This is a genomic window from Pseudomonas sp. Mb7 (genome assembly GCF_054790525.1).
On record NZ_CP186501.1, the window covers coordinates 3559590 to 3583321 of the forward strand.

Sequence of the window (23732 nt, forward strand, 5' to 3'; positions counted from 1 at the left end):
GGTACTCCCATCCGCAGAGCGTTTCAAGCATGCGCCGATGGTCGCTTGACGACTTTACTTGTCAAATCACCGAGAGTTATAAGAACAGCTCAAACCGTAACCCAATGGAAGGACGAACCTATGAGTCAAACCAGTCGGGACTACAGCGAAAAGCGCGATTTCATCCGCATGCGGGTCGATGCCGATGTCGTGTTGATTCATGAAGGGGATGAGGTTTCAGGGGTGTGCATCGACCTCTCCAGCAGTGGCATGCAGGTCGAAGCACCGCGCCAGTTCACGGTCGGTGACCGTTTGAGCGTGCGGATCGACTCTGAACACGCAGCGTTAAGTGGGCTTGAAGCCGAGACCGAAGTGGTGTGGATCAGGCCACAGGACGGCGGCGGCCAGAAGCTCGGCCTGACCATTCTGAAAATGAAATAGCTACACACAAAAAAGGCGACCCTGAGGTCGCCTTTCTTTTTACCGGTCGAGATTAAAAATCGTCTTCGACCTGGCCATCCTTCACTTTGAACTCGCGGTTCTGCAAGTAAGCGTTGCGGATGAAGGTGTACTTGTCGCCGCTGATCAGCTTCTCGCTCGACAGCAGGCTGGCGCGGGTGTCGACGATGTTCAGACCGAAGATCGAGTTACGCGTAGGCACGTGGTCGATGTAGCGGTACATACCGGTATAGCTGTCGACGTACTTGGAAGGCGCATCGCGCAACGTGCTCGGCCCCATCAGCGGCAGCATCACGTACGGACCGCTACCCACGCCCCAGTAACCGAGGGTCTGGCCGAAGTCTTCGTCGCTGCGGTTCAGGCCCATTTTGGTGCCGACATCGAAGAAGCCGAGCAGACCGAACGTGGTGTTGAAGATCAAGCGCGCCGTGTCGACGCCAGCGGCAGCCGGTTTGGCCTGCAGGATGTTGTTGGCAAGGTTGGTGACGTCACCGACGTTGCGGAACATGTTGTGGATGCCGTCTTCAAGGAACTGCGGCGTGACAAACTCATAGCCCTGGGCCAATGGCTTCAGCGCGTAAGTGTCAACGAAGTCGTTGAACTGGAAAATCGGGCGGTTGACGCTTTCCCAAGGGTCTTCTTCCGTTGCCGCCTGAGTGGCGAACGGCGCCAGCAACAGGCCGGCACATACACTTAGCTGAGCGAGCGGATAGCTCCAGCGCATAGAAAAACTCCTTGGATTTGTACTGTCGCGGACATCGGAGTCCGGGCATTAAGGTCGCTAGTATAAGCGTAAACGCCGGTTTGGACAGTCGGCCAATTGTGCAAAGTTGTAGGACGCTTCCCACGTCGCGCTTCACATAGCCGTCACGCAACTGTCACCTGGAATGACTAGCCTTATCGCTATTTCAGGGACGTTGCCATGTCACATGCCGAAACCTTGCCCCTCGCCGCGCCGGGCCTGACAGCCGTACTGTTCGGACTCAGCGGCTGTCTGGTGGATTTCGGTGCTCGTGCCCGGCAACAGACGATCGCCCTGCCCGAGCATGCCGAGGCAACACCGGGCGCGCTCGACAGCCTGCACAATTTGCAGCGCCAGCAGATTCCCTGCGCCTGGCTGGATGAACTGCCCCCTGCGCTCGCCCAATCGTTGTCGGCCTTACTCCCGGCGTCAATCAAACCTGCGCAACATTCGGCAACAATCAATCCGTGGCCTGCGCCGAACGCCTGCTGGCAAGCCTTGATGGACTTGAACGTCGCCAGTCTGGACGGCTGCGTATTGGTCAGCGGTGAGCCGCGCCTGTTGCAGGCCGGCCTGAACGCCGGGCTATGGACCATCGGCCTCGCCTCCTGCGGCTCGCTGTGCGGCCTGGCACCCCACGAATGGCAAGCCTTGAGCCAGAAAGAACGCGAACACTTGCGCGGCAAGGCGACCGTGCAGTTATTCGGGCTGGGCGTGCATTCGGTGATCGATCATTTGGGCGAACTCGACACTTGTTTGGCAGACATCAGCCTGCGCCGCCTCAAAGGCGAAAAGCCCTGATCGGGATCATGCAGGTTTGCCGGGAGTGGATTAATCTAAAGGTCAGCCATAGACCTTTGGCGCGCGGCTGCGGTCAATGCCAGTGCCTATTGATAAAAGGAAAACACCATGCCCGCCCAAGAACTGCAAAAACAGCTCGATACCCTGCGCGAGCAGCTGGAGCAGAATCCGCCGCTGTCGGAAGTTGAGCGTGAAGACTTACATGCGTTGATGGCGCAGATTGAATCGGAAATCCAACTGGAAGCGGCTACTCAAGACGCCAGCATCGTCGATGGTGTGAATCTGGCAGTGGAGCGTTTCGAAGTCGAACACCCGACCATTGCCGGCACCCTGCGCAATATAGTCAATGCGCTGGGTAGCATGGGGATCTGATTCCCCCGTAACGCAAAAAGCCCTGCCATCACTGGCAGGGCTTTTTCATTTCCGGACTTGAAATACAGTCCCTAGTGGGAGCGAGCCTGCTCGCGAATACGGTGGATCATTCAACGATGATGTCGACTGACACTACGCATTCGCGAGCAGGCTCGCTCCCACATTGGATATCGCACATTCCGGATCTTTATTGACGCACGAGCCGGTGGTTCGGCAGCTGTACGCTTTCGGTACTGCGATACGGGTTGATATCCAGACCACCGCGACGCACGTAACGTGCAAATACCGTTAATTTCTCGGGTTTCAACAAGCGCTGCAGATCGAGGAAAATCCGCTCCACACACTGCTCATGGAAGTCCGAATGCTGACGGAAGCTGACGATGTATTCCAGCAAACTCGCATGATCCAGCGCCGAGCCGCGATATTCCACCACCACACTGCCCCAGTCCGGCTGACTGGTCACTGGGCAATTGGATTTGAGCAGATGGCTGTGCACGCTCTCTTCCACAATCCGCGAATCATCGCAACGTAGCAGTTCCGGGCGCGGATGCTCATAGTTGCTGACACTGATATCCAGATCGTCGATGCACACGCCCGGCAACGCCACGACGCCTTCCGCTTCAACGTCTTTCAGGCTGCGAACCCGCACCCCTACCGGTTTGCCGGCGGCGGCGGACAAATCCTTGATCAGTGTCGCCTCCAGGCTCGCAACGTCGGCAAACGCGGTCTGGTTCAGCGAGTTCAAATACAACTTGAACGACTTCGATTCGATGATATTCGGCGAATCCGCCGGAATGCTGAACTCGCCGATCGCCACCACCGGCTTGCCCGACGGCAGCAGCCACGACAGCTCGAAGCAGTTCCAGAAATCCACACCTTTATACGGCAGGGTTTCGGCGGTCAGGCCCAGTTCGGCCCATTTCGCGGTGCGCGGAATCGGGAACAGCAGGGACGGCGTGTATGTGGCGATGTATTCGCTGGATTTGCCCAGCGGCGAATGTTCGGCTGCGGGATGCATGGCGGAAACCTGACTGAAGAATCAGCGGATTCTACCAGTCTTTGCCCGCGCCTTTGAGTGCTTACTGACTGACCGTCAGTTTGCCGACCATGCCCGCCTGATAATGCCCGGGAATATTGCAGGCAAATTCCAGGATCGTCGCTTTGCTGAAGGTCCAGGTCAGCTCGGCAGTTTTGCCCGGCTCGACCAGCACGCTGTTCGGATCGTCGTGCTTCATGCCGTGGCCCATCGCCGCGTGATCCATGCCAGCCATGTCGTGGGACATTTCCTTCATACCGGTAGGCGTAAGCATGCCGCTTTGCTGCATCTGCAACATTTCCTGCTGGTGTTTGGCGTGCATCGCTGCGTCACCGAGGTTGAATTCGTGCAACAACTGGCCTTTATTCACCAGCACAAAACGAACGGTCTCACCGGCCTTGATCTGAATCGCCTTGGGATCGAAGGACATATCACCCATCACCACCTCGATACTGCGCGTGGCGTTGGCGGCAGGTGCTGGCTGGCCAAAATCGTAGGTGTGAGCTGGCGCGGCCCACACTGGCGAACTCAGCGCCACCAGACAGGCAGCCAACGTCAGGGATTGGCGTAAAAACATGGTCGTTCTCCAACAAGTTAAGGTTCAGCCTGTGGGAGATTTTAGCCGGCCTGCGCTGGCACCTACCTGACAGGCAGATTACAACTTTGTCAGGTTGGCGCTTACCGCACGCGCTCACGGTATAAAGCCTTAGTTACTACAACCCGAGTCGCCCATGAAACTGTTGATCGTCGAAGACCAAGCGAAAACCGGCCAATACCTGCGCCAGGGCCTGACCGAGGCTGGGTTCAACACGGAACTGGTGGCCGACGGCAACAGCGGTCAGCAACTGGCGCTGAGCGGTGATTACGCGCTGCTGATCCTCGACGTGATGCTGCCGGGTCGCAGCGGCTGGCAGATTCTGCAAGCGGTGCGCAGCGCCGGACTGGATACGCCGGTACTTTTTCTGACGGCCAAAGACGCCGTGGAAGACAGGGTGCATGGCCTTGAACTGGGCGCCGACGACTATCTGGTCAAACCGTTCGCCTTCTCCGAACTGCTGGCGCGGGTGCGCAGCCTGTTGCGTCGCGGCAGTGCTACACAGCAAGAAACCAGCCTGCAATTGGCCGATCTGCGTCTGGACCTGATTCGCCGTCGGGTCGAACGCAGTGGCCAACGCATTGATCTCACCGCCAAGGAATTCGCGCTATTGGAAATGCTTCTGCGCCGTCAGGGTGAGGTGCTGCCGAAATCGCTGATCGCCTCACAGGTCTGGGATATGAATTTCGACAGCGACACCAATGTTATCGAAGTGGCGATCCGCCGTTTGCGCCTGAAAATCGACGACGAGTTTCCCAACAAATTGATCCACACCGTGCGCGGCATGGGTTACGTGCTCGAAGAGCGTGGCGCCTGATGAGCCGGCTGTCTCTGAGTTCGCGTCTGGCCTTGTTGTTTGCCGCTTGCACCGCCGTGGTTTCACTGTTTGCCGGGGTGCTGTTCAACCGCGCCAGCGAGGCGCACTTCATCGAACTCGACCAACAGCAACTGGACGGTAAGCTGATTGGCCTGCGCCGCGCCTTGCAGGATGTTCAACCCGCTCAACGTGAGGCGCGGCTGGCGGATGAGCTGAGCCGTCAGGCCGATCTGTCGTTGCGCATTACCGGCACTGACGGCCAGCGCTGGTATGACAGTTCGACGCAAATCCCCAAGGATTTGCCGCAACAATCCGGCCTGTTGACAGTTAGCAACGACGGCACCGATTACCGCGTGCTCAACGCCCCGCTCTACCCGGAAAACGCCGATTCCCCGCAACTGACAATGCTGCTGGACATCACCCATCACCAGCACTTCCTGCAACGCATGCAGCATCTGATCTGGCTGACTGTCGGTCTCTCGGCACTGGCCACCGCTTTGCTCGGTGCCTGGGCAGCACGCAGCGGCTTACGGCCATTGCGGCGCATGAGCGCGGTCGCCCGTGGGATTTCCGCACAATCGCTGAATGCGCGACTGCCGGAAGCGCAAATGCCGCCCGAGCTTGCGGAAATGGCCCACAGCTTCAACGCCATGCTCGCACGCCTCGACGACTCGTTTCAGCGGCTCTCGGCGTTTTCCGCCGACATCGCTCATGAGTTGCGCACGCCATTGTCGAACCTGCTGACCCACACTCAAGTCACCCTCACCCGCCCTCGGCCGATCGAGGATTACCGCGAAGCGCTGCACAGCAACCTCGAAGAGCTGCAATGGATGGCACAACTGGTCAACGACATGTTGTATCTGGCCAAGGCTGACCACGGTTTGCTGATGCCCAAGCGCGAAGCGCTGGAACTGGCGGACGAGACCGATGTGTTGCTGGAGTTTTTTGCGCCGCTGGCGGAGGACGCCGGGGTCAAGCTGACGCGCGAGGGCAATGCGCGGATCGAAGGTGATCGCAGCATGTTGCGCCGTGCCTTGTCGAATTTGCTCGATAACGCGCTGCGGTTTACCCCGGTCGAGGGCTACGTGAGCTTGCGGATCGTTGATCAACCGAACGCGGTACGCATTTCAGTCGAAAACAGTGGCGAAGGGATTTCTGCGGAGTTGTTGCCACGCCTGTTTGATCGATTTTATCGGGCCGATCCGGCGCGACAGGAAGGTAGCAGTGAGCATGCGGGATTGGGGCTGGCGATTACTCAGTCGATCGTCCGCGCCCATGGTGGGCAGATTCATTGCGAATCTGAAGCGGGATGGACGCGGTTTGTGATTGAGCTACCTCGAACCTGATCGTTCCCACGCTCTGCGTGGGAATGCAGCCCGGGACGCTCCGCGTCCCTTCCAGAGCCGAACGCGGAGCGTCCGTTGAGGCGTTCCCACGCAGAGCGTGGGAACGAGCATGGAGTCGCTTACGAATATCTCAACGCGTGAGCCGGCTCGATCTTCGCCGCCCGCCAGGCCGGATACACCGTAGCCAAAAAGCTCAGAATAAAGCCCGCCGAGCAAATCAACAGCACATCCCCACCCTGCAATTCCGACGGCAAATTGCTGACGAAATACACATCAGAACTGAAGATGTGCTGCCCGCTGACTCGCTCGATCCAGCCCACGATCTGACTGACATTCAGCGCGGCGATCACGCCCAACACGCCGCCAATGATCGTGCCGACAATCCCGATCACGGTGCCCTGAACCATGAAGATCGCCATGATCTGTCGTGGCGTGGCGCCGATGGTGCGCAGGATCGCGATGTCCGCGCCCTTGTCGTTCACCACCATAATCAGGGTCGCAATGATGTTGAACGCCGCCACCGCGACGATCATCAGCAACAGCAGGCCGATCATGGTTTTTTCCATCTTCATCGCACTGAACAGGCTGCCCTGGGTGTGGGTCCAGTCGTCAGCCTTGAACTCGGCGCCCAGGCCGGCAGCGATGTCCGAAGAGACTTTCGGCGCGGCGTACAGATCCTTGACCGCCAGACGCACGCTCTGTACCTGATTCGGCTGCCAATGCTGCATGGTCGCAGCGTCCGCCACATGGATCAGGCCCATCGAGCCGTCCAGTTCAGCGCCAACCTTGAACACGCCCACCACGTTCAGACGCTGCATGCGCGGGGTGATGCCGCCCGGTGCGGTGCTGACTTCCGGGACGATCAGGGTGATCTTGTCACCGACGTTGAGGCGGAAACGGCGCGCGGTGATTTCACCAATCACCACACCAAACTCGCCCGGCTTCAAGGCATCAAGACGACCCTGCACAATGTGCTGAGCAACGATAGAAACCTTGCCTTCCTGCGCCGGATCAACGCCGCTGATCTGGATCGGCTGCATCAAGCCCTTATAGGAGAGCATGCCTTCCATCTCAGTGAACGGCACGGCGGCGGTCACTTCAGGATTTTTCATCGCGGCGGCGGCAACCGGCTGCCAGTCATCGATCGGCTTGACGCCCACGATGGTGGCGTGCGGCACCATGCCGAGGATGCGCGAGCTCATTTCGCGCTGGAAGCCATTCATCACCGACAACACCACGATCATCGCCAGCACGCCGAGGGCGAGGCCGATCATCGAGGTCATCGAAATGAACGAAACAAAGCGATTGCGGCGCTTGGCGCGGGTATAGCGCGTGCCGATAAAGATCGATAACGGTCTGAACATTCGCTGGGGCACCGTATAAAAATAAAAGACCCGACGCCTTTGCAGGCGCCGGGTTTCAGCCAATCAGATAGGCGTGAGGCAACCTTCTTGCAGGTGCAATACGCGATCCATCTGGCGAGCCAGGTTCATGTCGTGAGTCACCACCAGGAACGCCGTGCGCATCGAGGTGCTGAGTTCCAGCATCAAATCCTGAATGCCTTGCGCGGTGTGCGAGTCGAGGTTGCCAGTCGGCTCATCGAGCATCACCAGACCCGGCTTGTTCACCAGGGCGCGGGCGATGGCCACACGCTGACGTTCACCACCGGACAGTTCCGCCGGTTTGTGCTCCAGGCGATGACCGAGGCCGACGCGTTCCAGCAACGCCGTGGCGCGCTGACGCGCTTCCGGGATCGGCGTCTTGCCGATCAGCAGCGGCATGCAGACGTTTTCCAGTGCGGTGAATTCCGGCAGCAAGTGGTGAAACTGGTAAACGAAACCGAGCGCACGGTTACGCAGCAGGCCACGCTTCTTCTCGCTCAGCGCCGACAACTCTTCACCGTCGAGCCAGACGCTGCCCTTGGTCGGCGTATCGAGGCCGCCGAGCAGGTTGAGCAAGGTACTTTTGCCCGAACCCGAGGTGCCGACGATCGCGACGCGCTCGCCCGGGTGTAACTCCAGTTGCAGGCCGGCCAGTACTTCTACCGATTCCGGGCCTTCCTCGTAAGATTTGCCCAGGTTGCGGCAGCTCAGGATTGCTTGTTCACTCATGCCCGACTCACTCATAACGTAGCGCCTCCGCCGGCTGGGTGCGCGCGGCACGCCAGGCTGGATACAGGGTGGCGAGGAAACTCAGGACCAACGCAGCGGCGCAGACCATGACCACATCCTGGCTCTGCACCTGCGACGGAAGATAATCAATGAAATACACGTCAGCATTAAGGAATTTGTGGCCGATCAGGCCTTCCAGTGCCGAGATCGCCGCGCTGACATTAAGCGCCGCGAAAATGCCGACCACCGCGCCAATCGCCGTGCCGACCACACCGATCACCGTGCCTTGCACCATGAACGTGCGCATGATCGTGCCCGGCGTCGCGCCCAACGTACGCAGAATGGCGATGTCGCCCTTCTTGTCGTTGACCACCATCACCAGCGTGGAAATGATGTTGAACGCAGCCACGGCGACGATCAGCAACAACAGCAGGCCGATCATGGCTTTTTCCATACGGATCGCCTGATACAGATTGCCGTGGGTGCGGGTCCAGTCGCGGGCGTAGTAGTGGTCTTCGCCAAGCTGCTGGGCGATGTTCCATGCCACACGCGGTGCCTGGAACAGGTCGTCGAACTTCAGGCGAATGCCCTGCACCTGATCAGGCTTCCAGCGGTGCATCTTCGCCAGATCCTGCAGGTTGGTCACGCCCAGATAGCCATCGAGTTCGCCAGCGCCGACATGGAAAATGCCGACAACGGTGAAGCGCTTCATGCGCGGGAACATCCCGGCCGGTGTCACGCTGACCTCCGGCGCGACGAAGGTGACCTTGTCACCGATGCCGACGCCGAGCTTGGTCGCAGCCTTGTCGCCGATGACGATGCCGAAACTGCCCGGCGTCAGATCGTCGAGTTTGCCCTGTTTCATGAAGTTGTCGATGATCGACACATTGCGCTCGAGCGCAGGGTCGATGGCATTGAGCAATACCTTGGACACCTGACCGTTATTGGTCAGCAGGCCCTGCATCTGGGTGAACGGCGCAACCGCCGTCACCTGCGGGTTCTGCTTGACCTGGGTGGCCAGGCTTTGCCAATCGTTGATCGGCTCAGTGGATTCAATGGTCGCGTGGGGCACCATGCCCAGCACACGGGTGCGCATCTCATGATCGAAGCCGTTCATCACCGACAACACGACGATCATCACGACCACGCCAAGGGCGAGCCCGATCATCGAAGTCAGGGAAATGAATGACACAAAATGATTGCGACGCTTTGCACGGGTATAACGCGTGCCGATAAATACGAAGAGAGGTCTGAACATGTCGGGGCTTGTTCGGAGGGAAAAGGAACGTCCTTGTGGCGGGGGTCGATAACCAGCTTTACACTCAGACCACCGCCGCTACCATGGGTTCGCCATGTCGACATTAGATGAAGAAGATCGCCGCGAATACTACCGTATCGAGGACACGATCGCACTGGAAATTCGGCCCCTGTCTGCTCCCGAAGCCGCAGGCCAGGAAGTGTTGCAGGATGCTTCCCCACTGTTCAACCTGCTCAGCGAACTGCACCTGAGTGAATTCGAGTCGCAACACCTGTTGCGGCAGATCAGCGAGCGCGACCGGGCCATCGCCGCGTTCCTGAAATCCCAGAACAAACGCATCGACCTGCTCAGCCAGGTGGTCGCCCTGACCGTGCTCGGCCATATCGGCGAGCCGCAACCGGTGATCATCTCCGAGGGCGGGATCGACTTTCAGCACCCCACACCGATTGCCGCCGGTGCACACCTGTCAGTGAAACTGGTGCTGATGCCGCAAGCGCTCGGCCTGCTGCTGCGCGCTCGCGTCACCCATTGCGATCGCAAGGGCGAAGGTTATGACATCGGTACCGAGTTCGAACACCTGACCGATGCCCAGCGCCAGTTGCTCGCCCGCTATATCTTGCAGAAGCAGGCTCAGGAACGACGTCTGGCCCGCGAACAGAACGAATCAGGCATTTAATTTAAGGAAGAACCGTGACCCTCATCTACGGCCACCGCGGCGCCAAGGGCGAAGCACCGGAAAACACCCTGAGCAGCTTTCAGGAATGTCTCAAGCACGGCGTGCGCCGTTGCGAACTGGATCTGCACCTGTCCAAGGACGGCGAGTTGATGGTCATCCACGACCCGACCCTCAAACGCACCACGGAGCGGCGCGGCAAGGTCGTCGAACACACCGCCGCCGAGCTGGTGACCTACGACGCGCGCAAGGGCGGCCCGGGCTGGATCAAGCCGTGCCCGATTCCGACGCTGGAAGAGTTGTTCGAGAAGTGTGATTTCGAGCATTGGCAACTGGAGGTCAAAAGCGCTTCACGTACTCGCGCCGCAACCACGGTGCTGGCGATTCGTGAAATGGCGCAACGGCATGGCCTGCTCGACAAGGTGACGATCACCTCGAGTTCGCGGGAAGTGCTGAAAGCGGCGCTGGATCTGGTGCCGGACGTGTCGCGCGGGCTGGTCGCCGAATACGCCTGGCTCGACCCGTTGAAGGTCGCGGCCAGTTACGGCTGTGAGATTCTCGCGCTGAACTGGACCCTGTGTACGCCGGAACGCCTGCAGAAGGCGCAGCGTCAGGGGCTGCATGTGTCGGTATGGACCGTCAACGAGCCTGCGCTGATGCGCAGACTCGCCGACTTCGGCGTTGACAGCCTGATTACAGACTTTCCCGGTTTGGCCACTGCCACCCTCGAGAATTGCTGAAATCGGTCTCCCCGGCCGGCTCAGGCCACCGGCCGGAGCCCGTCAAAAAAGCCGGTTGAGGCCGTCGTACGCCGCTACCCGATAGGCTTCGGCCATGGTCGGGTAGTTGAACGTGGTGTTGACGAAGTACTTCAGGGTGTTCAGCTCGCCCGGCTGGCTCATGATCGCCTGGCCGATGTGAACGATCTCCGACGCCTGATAACCGAAGCAGTGAACGCCCAGCACTTCCAGGGTTTCACGGTGGAACAGGATTTTCAGCATGCCTTGCGGCTCGCCGGCGATCTGCGCACGCGCCATGCTCTTGAAGAACGCCTTGCCCACTTCATACGGCACTTTGGCCTGGGTCAGCTCCTGCTCGTTCTTGCCGATCGAGCTGATCTCCGGAATGGTGTAGATGCCAGTCGGCACGTCATTCACAAAGCGCCAGCTACCGTTATCAACGATGCTGCCAGCGGCCGAACGACCCTGGTCGTGGGCGGCACTGGCCAGGCTCGGCCAGCCGATCACGTCACCGGCACCGTAGATGTTCGGCACGCAGGTACGGTAAGCCTCGTCGACTTCGATCTGGCCACGGCTGTTGACCTTGACGCCGATGTTTTCCAGACCGAGCTGATCGGTGTTGCCGGTACGACCGTTGCACCAGAGCAAGGCGTCGGCCTTGATCTTCTTGCCGGACTTCAGGTGCAGGATCACGCCGTTGTCGACGCCTTCAACGCGATCGTAATCTTCGTTGTGGCGCACGGTGATGTTGTTGTTGCTGAAGTGGTAGCTCAACGCCTGGGAGATTTCCGAGTCGAGGAAGCTCAGTAACTGACCACGGTTGTCGACCAGCTCGACCAGTACACCCAGACCACTGAAGATCGACGCGTATTCACAACCGATCACGCCGGCGCCGTAAACGATCAGTTTGCGCGGGGTGTGGCCGAGGCTGAGGATGGTGTCGCTATCGTAGATACGCGGATGGTGGAAATCGATGTCCGCCGGGCGATAAGGACGCGAACCGGTGGCGATGATGATGTGCTTGGCCACCAGTTTCTCGACCACACCGTTGGCGCAAACCACTTCGATGGTTTGCTCGTCGGCGAAGCTGCCGGTGCCGAAGAACACGTCGACGCGGTTACGGGCGTAGTAGCCGGTACGCGAAGCGACTTGTTTGGAAATAACCTTTTCGGCGCTTTTCAACACGTCCGGGAAGGAGAACCAGCGCGGCTCGCCGATCGCCCGGAACATAGGATTGGTGTTGAACTGCATGATCTGCCGCACCGAGTGACGCAGTGCCTTGGACGGGATGGTGCCGAGGTGGGTGCAGTTGCCGCCGACCTGGCGACGGCTGTCGACCATCGCGACCTTGCGCCCTGCTTTGGCGGCGTTCATTGCCGCGCCTTCTCCCGCCGGGCCGGAACCCAGCACCACCACGTCGTAGTTGTAGACAGCCATGCGTACTCCTCAGAACAGGCCGCGGTGCCAGCAGCACCGGCGGCTAAATCACGCCGAACGGCGGCGCGAAGGAACAATTGGGGGTCAATCAAGAACCCGGACACAGTCTATAGAAGCGTCAACGCCGCGCACATTAACCCTTGGTCGCGTCGTAGGCTACTTTTGCCTGCACTACAACGCCAGCTTTCGTATTGTTCTCAGTCAGTTTTTGCGCCACTGAGGCGTTCGAAAGCCTTGTTGGTGCGAACGACAAAACCTGTATCGGCACGAATCACAAAGAATGCACCAATGTCATGTTTTTCCGCATAGTCCCACGCCCTTTCAGGGCCGAGAATCAGCAACAGCGTCGATAGGCCATCGGCCATCAACGCTGAAGGATGAATCACCGTGACTGACGCCAGATCGTGTAGGACCGGTGCACCGGTACGCGCATCGAAGGTGTGGGAATAACGCCGACCGCTCTGCAGGAAATAGTTGCGGTAGTCGCCGGAGGTGGAAACGCCGTAGCCGTCGACATTGATGATGCGCTCGGCGACCTGTTGATCGTCACGAGGTTCTTCCAGCGCGATGCGCCACGATGAGCCGTCAAGCTTTCGCCCCTTTGCCTTTAGCTCACCCGTGGCTTCAGCGAGGTAATCGTGGATGCCCATGGCATCGAGCCGTGCCGCGATGGTGTCGACGGCATAACCGGCGGCGATGCTGTTGAAATCGACTTCGACGGCGGCGTCCTTGCACAACTGCTCGCCATTGATGCGCAAGTGCTGATAACCGACGCGCGACATCACCTCGGCGAGTGCGGCGGCGCCAGGGACTTTCTCTTCGCGCCCCTGCGGGCCGAACCCCCAGAGATTCATCAGCGGTTCGACAGTCAGGTCGTAGGAGCCTTCGCTTTGCGCTGACAGTTGTTCGCCCGTGCGGACCAATTCGAGTACCGCTGCAGGCATTTTCTGACAGCTATTGGCGGGTAAAGCGTTGAAGCGCTCGATGTCCGAATCGTTGCGATAGGTGGATAGCTGCCGATCGACTTCGCCGAGGATCCCCTCCACTTCACCGCGAACTTGCTTCGGTTCGGGCAAGCCGGCGCGGCGCACATACTTGATTGAATACGTGCTGCCCATGGTCGCCCCACCAAGGCTTTCCATGGAATCGCCATTGCCGCAGCCAGCCAATAAGCCAGCCAGCATCACAAGCCCCAGCAACCGTCTAGTGAACAATTATTCATCTCTCCGTAAAACCGCGACGGCCATTATGAATTAAAGGATCTGCAACATCTTTATACAAAATCCAATAGCGAGTACCTGAACATGTCCTCCACCACGGGCAAAGGCAAAGCGATTTTTCGCGTTGTCAGCGGCAACTTCCTCGAAATGTTCGACTTCATGGTCTATGGCTTTTACGCCACAGCCATTGCCAAGACCTTCTTCCCCACCGACAGCGCCTTCGCTTCGCTGATGCTTTCACTGGCCACTTTTGGGGCCGGCTTCTTGATGCGTCCGCTCGGGGCGATTTTCCTCGGCGCCTACATTGACCGTCATGGCCGTCGCCAAGGGCTGATCATCACGCTGGCGTTGATGGCTGCCGGTACGGTGCTGATTGCCTGCGTGCCGGGCTACGCCACCCTCGGCGTCGCCGCACCGCTGCTCGTACTGTTCGGTCGGTTGCTGCAAGGCTTTTCCGCTGGCGTAGAACTGGGCGGCGTATCTGTCTATCTGGCAGAGATCGCCACACCAGGCCGCAAGGGTTTCTTCGTCAGTTGGCAGTCTGCGAGTCAGCAAGCGGCGGTGGTTTTCGCCGGCCTGCTCGGCGTCGGCCTCAACCACTGGCTGAGCCCGGAACAAATGGGGGACTGGGGCTGGCGCGTGCCGTTCCTGATCGGCTGCATGATTGTGCCGGTAATCTTCGTCATTCGCCGCTCGCTGGAGGAAACGCCAGAGTTCCAAGCCAGGAAACATCGCCCAACCCTGCGGGAAATTGTCCGCTCGATCGGTCAGAACTTCGGCATCGTCATCGCCGGCATGGCACTGGTGGTGATGACTACGGTGTCGTTCTACCTGATCACTGCGTACACCCCGACGTTCGGCAAGGCTGAGCTGCACCTGTCGGATTTCGACGCGTTGCTGGTGACGGTGTGCATCGGCCTGTCGAACTTCTTCTGGTTGCCGGTGATGGGCTCGGTGTCTGACAAGATCGGCCGTAAACCCTTACTGCTGGCGGCGACGATTCTGGCGATCCTGACCGCCTACCCGGCGCTGTCGTGGCTGGTGGCGAACCCGAGCTTCAGCCATTTGCTGATTGTCGAGTTGTGGCTGTCGTTCCTCTACGGTTCGTACAACGGCGCGATGGTGGTGGCGCTGACCGAGATCATGCCGGTTGAAGTGCGTACGACCGGCTTCTCACTGGCTTACAGCCTGGCAACCGCGACGTTCGGCGGGTTTACCCCGGCGGCGTGTACTTACCTGATTCATGTGCTGGACAACAAGGCTGCGCCGGGGATCTGGCTGAGTGGTGCGGCGGTGTTGGGATTGATTGCGACGCTGGTGTTGTTCCGGGGCAATAAGCATGAACTGCGTACCGCGCAAGCGGCCGTCCCTGGCGGCGCCTGACAGGACGCCATCGCTGGCAAGCCAGCTCCCACAGGGTTTCAGGTGTTAATGCAATTGTGTAATTAACCAGTAAACCTGTGGGAGCTGGCTTGCCAGCGATGAGGCTGGCCAAGGCAATAGAAGTTTTGCAGGCATAAAAAAACGCCCCGAACAAAGTCGGGGCGTTTTCATGTGCAGCTATCGCTTAGCGCGGGAACGCTGGCGGGTTCACACCGGCCATGTCTTCCATCACGCGAACCACCTGGCAGCTGTAGCCGAACTCGTTGTCGTACCAGACGTACAGAACAACGCGGTTGTCCTGAACGATGGTCGCTTCAGCGTCGACCACACCGGCGTGGCGCGAGCCCACGAAGTCAGTCGAAACCACTTCCTGCGAGTTGACGAAGTCGATTTGCTTGTGCAGATCGGAGTGCAGCGCCATGTAGCGCAGGTACTCGTTCATCTCTTCACGGGTGGCAGCTTTCTCAAGGTTGAGGTTGAGAATGGCCATCGACACGTTTGGCGTCGGAACGCGGATCGCGTTACCGGTCAGCTTGCCGGCCAGCTCAGGCAGGGCCTTGGCAGCAGCGGTGGCAGCACCGGTCTCGGTGATGACCATGTTCAGCGCGGCGCTACGGCCACGGCGATCGCCCTTGTGGAAGTTGTCGATCAGGTTCTGGTCGTTGGTGTACGAGTGAACGGTTTCGACGTGACCGTTGATGATGCCGAACTTGTCATTCACAGCTTTCAGCACCGGCACGATGGCGTTGGTGGTGCAGGAAGCGGCGGACACGATCTTGTCGTCAGCGGTGATTTCGTTGTGGTTGATGCCGTGAACGATGTTCTTCAGCTTGCCTTTGCCAGGCGCGGTGAGAACAACGCGGGCGACACCCGGGCATTGCAGGTGCTGGCCCAGACCATCGGCGTCACGCCATACACCGGTGTTGTCCACCAGCAGCGCATCTTTGATGCCGTACTGGGTGTAATCCACCTCGGTCGGGTTCTTCGCGTAGATCACCTGGATCAGGTTACCGTTGGCGGTGATGGTGTTGTTTTCTTCGTCGATGGTAATGGTGCCGTTGAACGAACCATGGACCGAATCGCGACGCAGCAGGCTGGCGCGCTTGGTCAGGTCGTTGTCGGCGCCTTTGCGCACGACGATGGCACGCAGACGCAGACCGTCGCCACCACCGGTTTTCTCGATCAGGATGCGCGCCAGCAGACGGCCGATACGACCGAAGCCGTACAGCACAACGTCGGTGCCTTTACGTGCGGAAGCGTTTTGCTGGCCAACCACGTCAGCCATTTCTTCACGAACGAATTGCTCGGCGCTGCGGCCATTGCCTTCGTTACGGAATTTGAACGCCAACTTGCCCAGGTCTACCGAAGCCGCGCCGAGCTTGAGCTCGCTCATGGCTTTGAGCAGTGGGAATGTTTCGTGGACGGAGAGTTCGCTGTCGTCGGAAGAACGGTGGCGCGCAAAGCGGTGAGCTTTGAGAATCGCGATGACAGACTGGTTGATCAGGCTGCGGCCATAGATCGAGCTCACCACGTTGTTATTGCGGTAGAGCTGACCGATAAGCGGAATCATCGCTTCTGCGAGTGCTTCACGGTCGATCCATTCACCAAGACACTGGTCGGGCTTCTGAGTCACGGTAACCTTCCACATGTAGGGGCAGAAAAAAGGGGCTACATTATGCCGCCGACAACCTCTTGTAGCAATGTGCGCTTGTCGCGAAATCGGTAACAAAATTCCGTTCAAAAAAATTACGCCTCTCTCAAGCCCAGTAAAACCGGGGCTTTCAGCGCAGTCAATTTTTCGACGACTGTTAGACGATGTCTGTAACCCTCCGTAACACCGGCCACTTTCGGCACTACATAACCACAAAAAAACGGCTGGTTTTTATGGTTACCACTACATTTCGTCCAAACAGCGAAGATAGACGTAGTCTGCAACTGACAGGCGGCACCGGACGCCGCTACAATTACCGACTTTGTCGCAAAGCCTGGAGCTCAACCTTCCGTGCCCGTTCTGCGTCTACCGCTACTCCCTGCCGAGGCAGGTAAACAGCATTGGGGCAATCTGCCCGGTGCTGCCCTCAGCCTGGCGATTGCCGAGGCTGCCAGCGCTGCCAAGCGCTTCACCCTGCTACTGACCGCCGACAGCCAGAGTGCTGAACGACTGGAACAGGAGCTGAGTTTCTTCGCCCCGGATTTGCCCGTTCTGCATTTCCCTGACTGGGAAACCCTGCCGTACGACCTGTTCTCGCCGCACCAGGACATCATTTCCCAGCGCATCGCCAGCTTATATAGGCTGCCGGAACTGGCGCATGGCGTGCTGGTGGTGCCGATCACCACAGCGTTGCACCGTTTGGCGCCGACCAAATTCCTGCTCGGCAGCAGCCTGGTGCTGGATGTCGGGCAGAAGCTCGATGTTGAACAGATGCGTTCGCGACTCGAAGCCAGTGGCTATCGCTACGTCGATACGGTTTATGAGCACGGCGAGTTCACCGTGCGCGGTGCGTTGATCGACCTGTTTCCGATGGGCAGCAAGTTGCCGTATCGCATCGACCTGTTCGATGACGAAATCGAAACCCTGCGCACCTTCGACCCGGAAAACCAGCGCTCCATCGACAAGGTCGAATCGGTCAAGCTGCTGCCGGCCCGTGAGTTCCCGCTACAGAAAGACGCGGTCACCCGTTTCAAGGCACGCTTTCGCGAGCGTTTCGACGTCGACTTCCGTCGCTGCCCGATCTTTCAGGATCTGAGCAGCGGCATCACTCCGGCCGGTATCGAGTACTACCTGCCGCTGTTCTTCGACGAAACCTCGACCCTGTTCGATTACCTGCCGCAGGACACCCAGGTGTTCTCTCTGCCGGGCATCGAGCAAGCGGCGGAAAACTTCTGGAACGACGTGCGCAATCGTTATGAAGAGCGTCGCGTCGACCCTTCGCGTCCTTTATTGCCGCCGGCAGAATTGTTCCTGCCGGTTGAAGACTGTTTCGCCCGTTTGAAGAGCTGGCCACGTGTGGTCGCCAGTCAACAAGACGTGGAAACCGGCGTCGGCCGCGAGCGCTTCCCCGCGCAAGCCCTGCCGAATCTGGCAATCGAGGCCAAAGCCACGCAACCGCTGGCGGCACTGTCGGCATTTCTCGATGAATTCCCCGGACGCGTGCTGTTCACCGCCGAATCCGCCGGCCGTCGTGAAGTACTGCTGGAATTGCTTGAGCGCCTGAAGCTGCGACCGAAAACCGTCGACAGCTGGCCGGACTTCGTCGCGAGCAAGGATCGTCTGGCGATCACCATTGCCCCGCTCGATGAAGGCCTGATGCTCGATGACCCGGCGCTGGCCCTGGTCGCGGAAAGTCCGCTGTTCGGCCAACGCGTGATGCAACGCCGCCGCCGCGAGAAGCGTGCCGACGGCAATAACGATGCGGTGATCAAAAACCTCACCGAGCTGCGCGAAGGCGCGCCGGTGGTGCACATTGATCATGGTGTCGGTCGCTATCTGGGTCTGACGATTCTCGAAATCGACAATCAGCCCGCCGAATTCCTCACCCTCGAATACGCCGAGAACGCCAAGCTTTACGTGCCCGTAGCCAACCTGCATTTGATTGCGCGCTACACCGGCAGCGACGATGCGCTGGCCCCGCTGCACCGCCTCGGCTCGGAAACCTGGCAGAAGGCCAAGCGCAAAGCCGCCGAACAGGTGCGCGATGTTGCCGCTGAACTGCTCGACATCTATGCCCGGCGTGCCGCTCGCGAAGGTTATGCATTCGCCGACCCGAAAGCCGATTACGCGACGTTCAGCGCCGGTTTCCCGTTCGAAGAAACCCCGGACCAGCAATCGACCATTGAAGCCGTGCGCGAAGACATGCTCGCGCCGAAACCAATGGATCGCCTGGTCTGCGGCGATGTCGGTTTCGGCAAGACCGAAGTGGCCATGCGTGCGGCATTCATCGCCGTGCACGGCGGTCGTCAGGTGGCGATTCTGGTGCCGACCACCCTGCTCGCCCAGCAGCACTACAACAGCTTCCGCGACCGCTTCGCCGACTGGCCAGTGACCGTCGAAGTGATGAGCCGCTTCAAGTCGGCCAAGGAAGTGAACGCGGCTATCGCTGATCTGGCCGAAGGCAAAATCGACATCGTCATTGGTACGCACAAGCTGCTGTCCGACGATGTGAAAATCAAAAACCTCGGGCTGGTGATCATCGACGAAGAACACCGTTTCGGTGTGCGTCAGAAAGAACAGCTCAAGGCCCTGCGCAGCGAAGTCGACATTCTTACCCTGACCGCCACGCCGATTCCGCGCACACTGAACATGGCGGTGTCGGGCATGCGCGACTTGTCGATCATCGCCACACCGCCAGCGCGACGCCTGTCGGTGCGCACTTTCGTCATGGAGCAGAACAAGAGCACGGTCAAAGAGGCCCTGCTCCGTGAACTGCTGCGCGGCGGCCAGGTTTACTACCTGCACAACGATGTGAAAACCATCGAGAAGTGCGCCGCCGATCTCGCCGAACTGGTGCCGGAAGCCCGCATCGGCATCGGTCACGGACAGATGCGCGAGCGCGAACTCGAACAGGTGATGAGCGACTTCTATCACAAGCGCTTCAACGTGCTGATCGCCTCGACCATCATCGAGACCGGCATCGACGTGCCGAGCGCCAATACCATCATCATCGAGCGCGCCGACAAGTTCGGCCTGGCACAACTGCACCAGTTGCGTGGTCGTGTCGGCCGCAGTCACCACCAGGCTTACGCCTACCTGCTGACGCCGCCGCGCCAGCAAATCACTTCGGACGCGGAAAAGCGTCTGGAAGCGATTGCCAATACTCAGGATCTCGGCGCCGGTTTCGTGCTCGCGACCAACGACTTGGAAATCCGTGGTGCCGGCGAACTGCTCGGCGATGGCCAGAGCGGGCAGATTCAGGCCGTGGGCTTCACGCTGTACATGGAGATGCTGGAACGCGCGGTGAAATCGATCCGCAAGGGCGAGCAACCGAACCTTGATCAACCGCTGGGCGGTGGCCCGGAAGTCAACTTGCGGGTGCCGGCGCTGATTCCGGAAGACTACCTGCCGGACGTTCACGCGCGTCTGATTCTGTACAAGCGCATCGCTTCGGCCACCGACGAGGAAGGCCTGAAAGATCTGCAAGTCGAGATGATCGACCGCTTCGGCCTGCTACCGGAACCGACGAAAAATCTGGTGCGCATCACAGCGCTGAAGTTGCAGGCCGAGCAATTGGGCATCAAGAAGGTCGATGGTGGCCCGCAAGGTGGGCGTATTGAGTTCGCCGCGCAAACCCCGGTCGACCCGATGACGCTGATAAAGCTGATCCAGAGCCAGCCAAAACGCTATAAATTCGAAGGCGCGACGATGTTCAAATTCCAGGTACCGATGGAACGTCCGGAAGAGCGCTTTAATACTGTAGAGGCGCTGTTTGAGCGCCTCCTCCCGAAATCTGTTTGAAGGACGCCCAATGCGCCTGTTCCGCTCAGTGACTTTGCTACTTGCTTTGGTAGCCCCTTCGGCTTTCGCCGATGACCTGTATCAGGTCGAAATGATTCTGGTGCGCCAGAACGCCGTGCCGGCAATCGTCAGCCGCGCCGCGCCGGAAGACTGGGCCGCTGGCGCCCAGCGTTTGAGCGACGACAGCAAACGCACACCGGCGTTGAATGACGTCGTCAGCAAACTCACCGCCAGCGGCGACTACAGCGTGCTGATGCACAAAGCCTGGCAGCAAACCCTTGGCGAAGCACCGGCAAAAGTGGCAGTCAGCGACGGTCAGGAGCAGTTCGGTCAATTCCCGATCGAGGGCACGCTGGAAATGAAACTGGGGCGTTTCACCGATGTGAACGCCGATTTCTGGGTCAATCAGATCGACGCCAATGGCCTGGTCACCGCCAGCGAGCGCCTGAAACAGGACAGTCACACCAAGAACGGCCAACTCAACTACCTGGACAACGGCCATCTGGCCTTGCTGATCAAGATCACTTCCCTGACCGCGCCAGCGCCACGGGAAGCGCCTGAAGCGATTCCGGACTGATCGAAGTCCTTATGTCCCCGCCCCTGAGTAAACCGTTGGCACCCTCCTGGGTCAGCCGATTCAAGGAACAGAGCCTGGAGCGTGGCCGCCGCTATGCCCTGGAAAACCGGGTACGCATCGCCCAGGTCGGCGATGCGACCATCACCGCCAGTTGCGAAGGCTCTGGCGGTAACGTTTACCGCCAGACCATCCATCTGCGCGAATCCGCCAAAAGCACCTTGCTCCTGGTCGATGCAAGCTGCACCTGCCCGGTTCGCAGCAACTGCAAACACTGCGCAGCGGTGCTCCTGAAAGTGCAGGAAACCCTCGATTACCCTGCTGCCGCCAAAGACGCCGAACTCTTGGAAAAGCTGCAAGCCGTGCTGGAAAACCGCAGCCCGAAGGCGCCACCGCAAGTGCTGGTCGACAATGTGCAGCCAATGCCGCGCCTATGGCTGGCCAGCGTCGAGTTCAGCGCCTTCGAACCGCGCAACGGCAAGATGCAGCGCTACATTCAGCATCGCGCGGCGTTGTCGTTCAGCTATCTGGATGAATACGTCAGCGGACAAAAGAACAGCGACATCCTGATTCGCCAGGAAAGCCAGACGCTGCGCGTCAAACGCCATCCGGATGTCGAGCAGTCGTACCGCGAACAGTTGCGCATCCTCGGCTTTCGCATCGCCACCCGCCAGAGCAAAGCCCTGCCGGAGAGCGCTGGCGAGCTGTACGAAATGGTCAATGACAGCGCTTGGCTGACGTTCACCCTCAACGACCTGCCGAAACTGCGCAGCCAAGGCTGGGAACTGCAGATCGACGAGGAATTCGGTTTTGACCTGACCGCCGTTGATGACTGGTACGCCACCGTCGAGCAGGTGCCGGAACGCGATTGGTTTGATCTGGAACTGGGGATCATCGTCAATGGTGAGCGCCTGAGTCTGTTGCCTATCTTGCTCAATCTGATGCGCTCGCACGCGGAAATCCTCAACCCGGAACGCCTGGCGCGCCGCCGCGATGACGAGCTGATTCTGGTGAATATTCCGCAGCGCAACAGCGAGCACGGGCCGTTGCAGGTGGCCTTACCCCTGGGTCGGCTGAAGCCGGTGCTGATGACGCTCGGGGAGTTTTACTTACAAGAGCCGGGCGAAACCACCCTGCGCCTGAGCAAGGCCGATGCCACGCGTCTCAATTCGCTGGAAGGCCTTCCGCTGCTGTGGGAGGGCGGCGAACAGATCCGCACGTTTGCCCAACGTCTGCGTGATATTCGTGATTTCAGCGCAGAAGCACCGGAAGGTTTGAATGCGACGTTGCGCCCTTATCAGCTCGAAGGCTTGAGCTGGATGCAGTCGCTACGGCAACTGGAAGTCGGCGGGATTCTTGCGGATGACATGGGGCTGGGTAAAACCCTACAGACCCTGGCGCATATTCTCAGCGAGAAAATCGCCGGACGCCTCGATCGTCCGTGCATGGTCGTGATGCCGACCAGCCTGATTCCGAACTGGCTCGATGAGGCGGCGCACTTTACGCCGCAACTGAAAGTGGTTGCCCTGTATGGCGCCACTCGCAAAAAGCATTTCGATAACCTGGCCGACTTCGACCTGATCCTAACCACCTACGCCCTGCTGCCAAAAGACGTCGAACGTCTGGCCAAGCAGCCGCTGCATGTGTTGGTACTGGATGAAGCGCAGTACATCAAGAATCCGAACAGCAAAGCCGCTCAAGCCGCGCGCGAACTGAATGCGCGTCAGCGCTTGTGCCTCAGCGGCACGCCGCTGGAAAACCACCTGGGCGAGCTGTGGTCGCTGTTTCACTTCTTGCTGCCGGGCTGGCTCGGCGACGTAAAAAGCTTCAACGCCGATTACCGCGTGCCGATTGAAAAGCGCGGCAGTGAAGTCAGACTTCAACACCTCAACGGTCGGATAAAACCGTTCCTGCTGCGCCGCACCAAGGAACAAGTGGCGACTGAGTTGCCGCCGAAAACCGAGATCATCCATTGGGTCGATCTCAACGAAGCGCAGCGCGATGTGTATGAAACCATGCGCCTGGCGATGGACAAGAAGGTCCGCGACGAGATCACCCGCAAAGGCGTGGCGCGCAGCCAGATCATCATTCTTGAGGCGCTGCTCAAACTGCGTCAGGTCTGCTGCGATCTGCGCCTGGTCAATGACGCCACCCTGCCCGCTCGCGGCAGTACCTCGGGCAAGCTCGACAGCCTGATGGAAATGCTCGAGGAGCTGTTCGAGGAGGGCCGGCGGATTCTGCTGTTTTCGCAGTTCACCTCGATGCTGTCCTTGATCGAAGACGAGCTGAAAAAACGTAATGTCGCTTACGCGCTGCTGACCGGCCAGACCCGGGATCGGCGCACGCCGGTGAAGGAATTCCAGAGTGGCAAGCGTCAGATCTTTCTGATCAGCCTGAAGGCCGGCGGCGTCGGTTTGAACCTGACCGAGGCCGACACGGTGATTCATTACGACCCGTGGTGGAACCCGGCCACCGAGAATCAGGCGACGGATCGTGCCTATCGGATCGGTCAGGAGAAACCGGTGTTCGTCTACAAGATGATTGCCCGGGGCACGGTGGAAGAGAAGATTCAGCACCTGCAAAAGGAAAAATCCGACTTGGCAGCGGGCGTGCTGGATGGGCGCAAGGCCGGGGACTGGAAGTTGCAGAGTGATGATATTGAGGCGTTGTTTGCGCCGTTGCCGGATAAGCTCGACAAGCGTTGAGATCTGCGTGGCCTGTTAGATAGCCATCGCTG

At 59.3% G+C, this 23732-nt stretch carries 20 protein-coding genes; 11 read left to right on the forward strand and 9 right to left on the reverse strand.

Translation table 11 applies throughout. The annotated features are described in order from the left end of the window. Positions 1-120 precede the first annotated feature (120 nt). A complete protein-coding gene (locus ACOYXH_RS15965; protein ID WP_220556611.1) occupies positions 121-420 on the forward strand; it encodes a PilZ domain-containing protein in 300 nt (99 codons plus the stop codon). Between the two features lie 52 nt (positions 421-472). Here ACOYXH_RS15965 and ACOYXH_RS15970 read toward each other — a convergent pair whose 3' ends face one another. Further along, entirely contained in the window at positions 473-1162 is a 690-nt protein-coding gene (locus ACOYXH_RS15970) for an MlaA family lipoprotein (protein ID WP_038362262.1), read from the reverse strand. Between the two features lie 198 nt (positions 1163-1360). Between ACOYXH_RS15970 and ACOYXH_RS15975 the strand changes: the two genes are divergently transcribed. Together ACOYXH_RS15975 and ACOYXH_RS15980 are read left to right on the forward strand one after the other, a co-directional pair. After that, the gene (locus ACOYXH_RS15975; RefSeq protein WP_095050479.1) at positions 1361-1981 is read left to right on the forward strand and encodes a phosphatase; all 621 of its coding nucleotides are present in this window, start codon (positions 1361-1363) and stop codon (positions 1979-1981) included. Positions 1982-2089: 108 nt separating this feature from the next. Beyond that, positions 2090-2353 carry a DUF4404 family protein gene (locus ACOYXH_RS15980; RefSeq protein WP_460409796.1) on the forward strand — a complete coding sequence of 88 codons (264 nt, stop codon included), beginning with the start codon at positions 2090-2092 and terminating at the stop codon, positions 2351-2353. A gap of 187 nt (positions 2354-2540) precedes the next feature. Here ACOYXH_RS15980 and queF read toward each other — a convergent pair whose 3' ends face one another. Together queF and copI are read right to left on the reverse strand one after the other, a co-directional pair. Then, entirely contained in the window at positions 2541-3371 is an 831-nt protein-coding gene (queF, locus tag ACOYXH_RS15985; protein ID WP_095124328.1) for an NADPH-dependent 7-cyano-7-deazaguanine reductase QueF, read from the reverse strand. A gap of 61 nt (positions 3372-3432) precedes the next feature. Further along, on the reverse strand, positions 3433-3966 hold the full coding sequence (gene copI, locus ACOYXH_RS15990) for a copper-resistant cuproprotein CopI (RefSeq protein ID WP_095050476.1): 534 nt from the start codon (positions 3964-3966) through the stop codon (positions 3433-3435). 154 nt (positions 3967-4120) lie between these two features. Between copI and ACOYXH_RS15995 the strand changes: the two genes are divergently transcribed. Together ACOYXH_RS15995 and ACOYXH_RS16000 are read left to right on the forward strand one after the other, a co-directional pair. After that, positions 4121-4801 carry a heavy metal response regulator transcription factor gene (locus ACOYXH_RS15995; RefSeq protein WP_038362249.1) on the forward strand — a complete coding sequence of 227 codons (681 nt, stop codon included), beginning with the start codon at positions 4121-4123 and terminating at the stop codon, positions 4799-4801. Continuing rightward, positions 4801-6147, forward strand: a complete 1347-nt coding sequence (locus ACOYXH_RS16000) for a heavy metal sensor histidine kinase (RefSeq protein ID WP_095124326.1) — start codon at positions 4801-4803, stop codon at positions 6145-6147. The genes ACOYXH_RS15995 and ACOYXH_RS16000 overlap by 1 nt, the downstream gene beginning before the upstream one ends. Positions 6148-6266: 119 nt before the next feature. Here the strand turns inward: ACOYXH_RS16000 and ACOYXH_RS16005 are convergent, their stop codons facing one another. The 3 genes from ACOYXH_RS16005 to ACOYXH_RS16015 all read right to left on the reverse strand — a co-directional run bounded on the left by ACOYXH_RS16005 (position 6267) and on the right by ACOYXH_RS16015 (position 9516). After that, complete coding sequence (locus ACOYXH_RS16005; RefSeq protein WP_093433700.1) at positions 6267-7511, reverse strand: lipoprotein-releasing ABC transporter permease subunit; 1245 nt, start codon at positions 7509-7511, stop codon at positions 6267-6269. Positions 7512-7574: 63 nt separating this feature from the next. Further along, positions 7575-8273 (reverse strand): lipoprotein-releasing ABC transporter ATP-binding protein LolD, encoded by a 699-nt coding sequence (lolD, locus tag ACOYXH_RS16010; protein ID WP_007910506.1) that lies wholly within the window; start codon positions 8271-8273, stop codon positions 7575-7577. Beyond that, positions 8266-9516: a lipoprotein-releasing ABC transporter permease subunit gene (locus tag ACOYXH_RS16015; protein ID WP_034156426.1), complete on the reverse strand. Its 1251-nt coding sequence runs from the start codon at positions 9514-9516 to the stop codon at positions 8266-8268. The genes lolD and ACOYXH_RS16015 overlap by 8 nt, the downstream gene beginning before the upstream one ends. A gap of 94 nt (positions 9517-9610) precedes the next feature. On the opposite strand from ACOYXH_RS16015, the gene ACOYXH_RS16020 reads away from it, so the two are divergent. Then, entirely contained in the window at positions 9611-10192 is a 582-nt protein-coding gene (locus ACOYXH_RS16020; protein WP_460409797.1) for a PilZ domain-containing protein, read from the forward strand. Between the two features lie 14 nt (positions 10193-10206). Beyond that, on the forward strand, positions 10207-10929 hold the full coding sequence (locus tag ACOYXH_RS16025) for a glycerophosphodiester phosphodiesterase (protein WP_007910500.1): 723 nt from the start codon (positions 10207-10209) through the stop codon (positions 10927-10929). 42 nt (positions 10930-10971) lie between these two features. On the opposite strand, the gene sthA is transcribed toward ACOYXH_RS16025, so the two are convergent. Together sthA and ACOYXH_RS16035 are read right to left on the reverse strand one after the other, a co-directional pair. Then, positions 10972-12366 carry a Si-specific NAD(P)(+) transhydrogenase gene (gene sthA / locus ACOYXH_RS16030; protein WP_064117858.1) on the reverse strand — a complete coding sequence of 465 codons (1395 nt, stop codon included), beginning with the start codon at positions 12364-12366 and terminating at the stop codon, positions 10972-10974. Between the two features lie 197 nt (positions 12367-12563). Beyond that, positions 12564-13550: an FAD:protein FMN transferase gene (locus ACOYXH_RS16035; RefSeq protein WP_176471231.1), complete on the reverse strand. Its 987-nt coding sequence runs from the start codon at positions 13548-13550 to the stop codon at positions 12564-12566. A 120-nt stretch (positions 13551-13670) separates the two neighbouring features. On the opposite strand from ACOYXH_RS16035, the gene tcuC reads away from it, so the two are divergent. Further along, complete coding sequence (gene tcuC, locus ACOYXH_RS16040; protein WP_095050472.1) at positions 13671-14969, forward strand: MFS transporter; 1299 nt, start codon at positions 13671-13673, stop codon at positions 14967-14969. A 184-nt stretch (positions 14970-15153) separates the two neighbouring features. On the opposite strand, the gene ACOYXH_RS16045 is transcribed toward tcuC, so the two are convergent. Beyond that, positions 15154-16617 (reverse strand): glyceraldehyde-3-phosphate dehydrogenase, encoded by a 1464-nt coding sequence (locus ACOYXH_RS16045; RefSeq protein ID WP_093433692.1) that lies wholly within the window; start codon positions 16615-16617, stop codon positions 15154-15156. A 354-nt stretch (positions 16618-16971) separates the two neighbouring features. On the opposite strand from ACOYXH_RS16045, the gene mfd reads away from it, so the two are divergent. From mfd to ACOYXH_RS16060, 3 genes are read left to right on the forward strand one after another with little or no spacing between them, the layout of a single operon-like run. Then, positions 16972-20421 (forward strand): transcription-repair coupling factor, encoded by a 3450-nt coding sequence (gene mfd / locus ACOYXH_RS16050; RefSeq protein ID WP_460409798.1) that lies wholly within the window; start codon positions 16972-16974, stop codon positions 20419-20421. Between the two features lie 10 nt (positions 20422-20431). Beyond that, complete coding sequence (locus ACOYXH_RS16055) at positions 20432-20998, forward strand: CsiV family protein (protein WP_093433687.1); 567 nt, start codon at positions 20432-20434, stop codon at positions 20996-20998. Positions 20999-21009: 11 nt separating this feature from the next. Next, positions 21010-23700 carry an SNF2-related protein gene (locus ACOYXH_RS16060; RefSeq protein ID WP_460409799.1) on the forward strand — a complete coding sequence of 897 codons (2691 nt, stop codon included), beginning with the start codon at positions 21010-21012 and terminating at the stop codon, positions 23698-23700. Positions 23701-23732 lie beyond the last annotated feature (32 nt).

Coding starts and splice junctions, on each gene's coding strand:
- ACOYXH_RS15965 (WP_220556611.1), top strand. CDS start 121: ATGAGTCAAACCAGTCGGGACTACAGCGAAAAGCGCGATTTCATCCGC.
- ACOYXH_RS15970 (WP_038362262.1), bottom strand. CDS start 1,162: ATGCGCTGGAGCTATCCGCTCGCTCAGCTAAGTGTATGTGCCGGCCTG.
- ACOYXH_RS15975 (WP_095050479.1), top strand. CDS start 1,361: ATGTCACATGCCGAAACCTTGCCCCTCGCCGCGCCGGGCCTGACAGCC.
- ACOYXH_RS15980 (WP_460409796.1), top strand. CDS start 2,090: ATGCCCGCCCAAGAACTGCAAAAACAGCTCGATACCCTGCGCGAGCAG.
- queF (WP_095124328.1), bottom strand. CDS start 3,371: ATGCATCCCGCAGCCGAACATTCGCCGCTGGGCAAATCCAGCGAATAC.
- copI (WP_095050476.1), bottom strand. CDS start 3,966: ATGTTTTTACGCCAATCCCTGACGTTGGCTGCCTGTCTGGTGGCGCTG.
- ACOYXH_RS15995 (WP_038362249.1), top strand. CDS start 4,121: ATGAAACTGTTGATCGTCGAAGACCAAGCGAAAACCGGCCAATACCTG.
- ACOYXH_RS16000 (WP_095124326.1), top strand. CDS start 4,801: ATGAGCCGGCTGTCTCTGAGTTCGCGTCTGGCCTTGTTGTTTGCCGCT.
- ACOYXH_RS16005 (WP_093433700.1), bottom strand. CDS start 7,511: ATGTTCAGACCGTTATCGATCTTTATCGGCACGCGCTATACCCGCGCC.
- lolD (WP_007910506.1), bottom strand. CDS start 8,273: ATGAGTGAGTCGGGCATGAGTGAACAAGCAATCCTGAGCTGCCGCAAC.
- ACOYXH_RS16015 (WP_034156426.1), bottom strand. CDS start 9,516: ATGTTCAGACCTCTCTTCGTATTTATCGGCACGCGTTATACCCGTGCA.
- ACOYXH_RS16020 (WP_460409797.1), top strand. CDS start 9,611: ATGTCGACATTAGATGAAGAAGATCGCCGCGAATACTACCGTATCGAG.
- sthA (WP_064117858.1), bottom strand. CDS start 12,366: ATGGCTGTCTACAACTACGACGTGGTGGTGCTGGGTTCCGGCCCGGCG.
- ACOYXH_RS16035 (WP_176471231.1), bottom strand. CDS start 13,550: ATGCTGGCTGGCTTATTGGCTGGCTGCGGCAATGGCGATTCCATGGAA.
- tcuC (WP_095050472.1), top strand. CDS start 13,671: ATGTCCTCCACCACGGGCAAAGGCAAAGCGATTTTTCGCGTTGTCAGC.
- ACOYXH_RS16045 (WP_093433692.1), bottom strand. CDS start 16,617: ATGTGGAAGGTTACCGTGACTCAGAAGCCCGACCAGTGTCTTGGTGAA.
- ACOYXH_RS16055 (WP_093433687.1), top strand. CDS start 20,432: ATGCGCCTGTTCCGCTCAGTGACTTTGCTACTTGCTTTGGTAGCCCCT.
- ACOYXH_RS16060 (WP_460409799.1), top strand. CDS start 21,010: ATGTCCCCGCCCCTGAGTAAACCGTTGGCACCCTCCTGGGTCAGCCGA.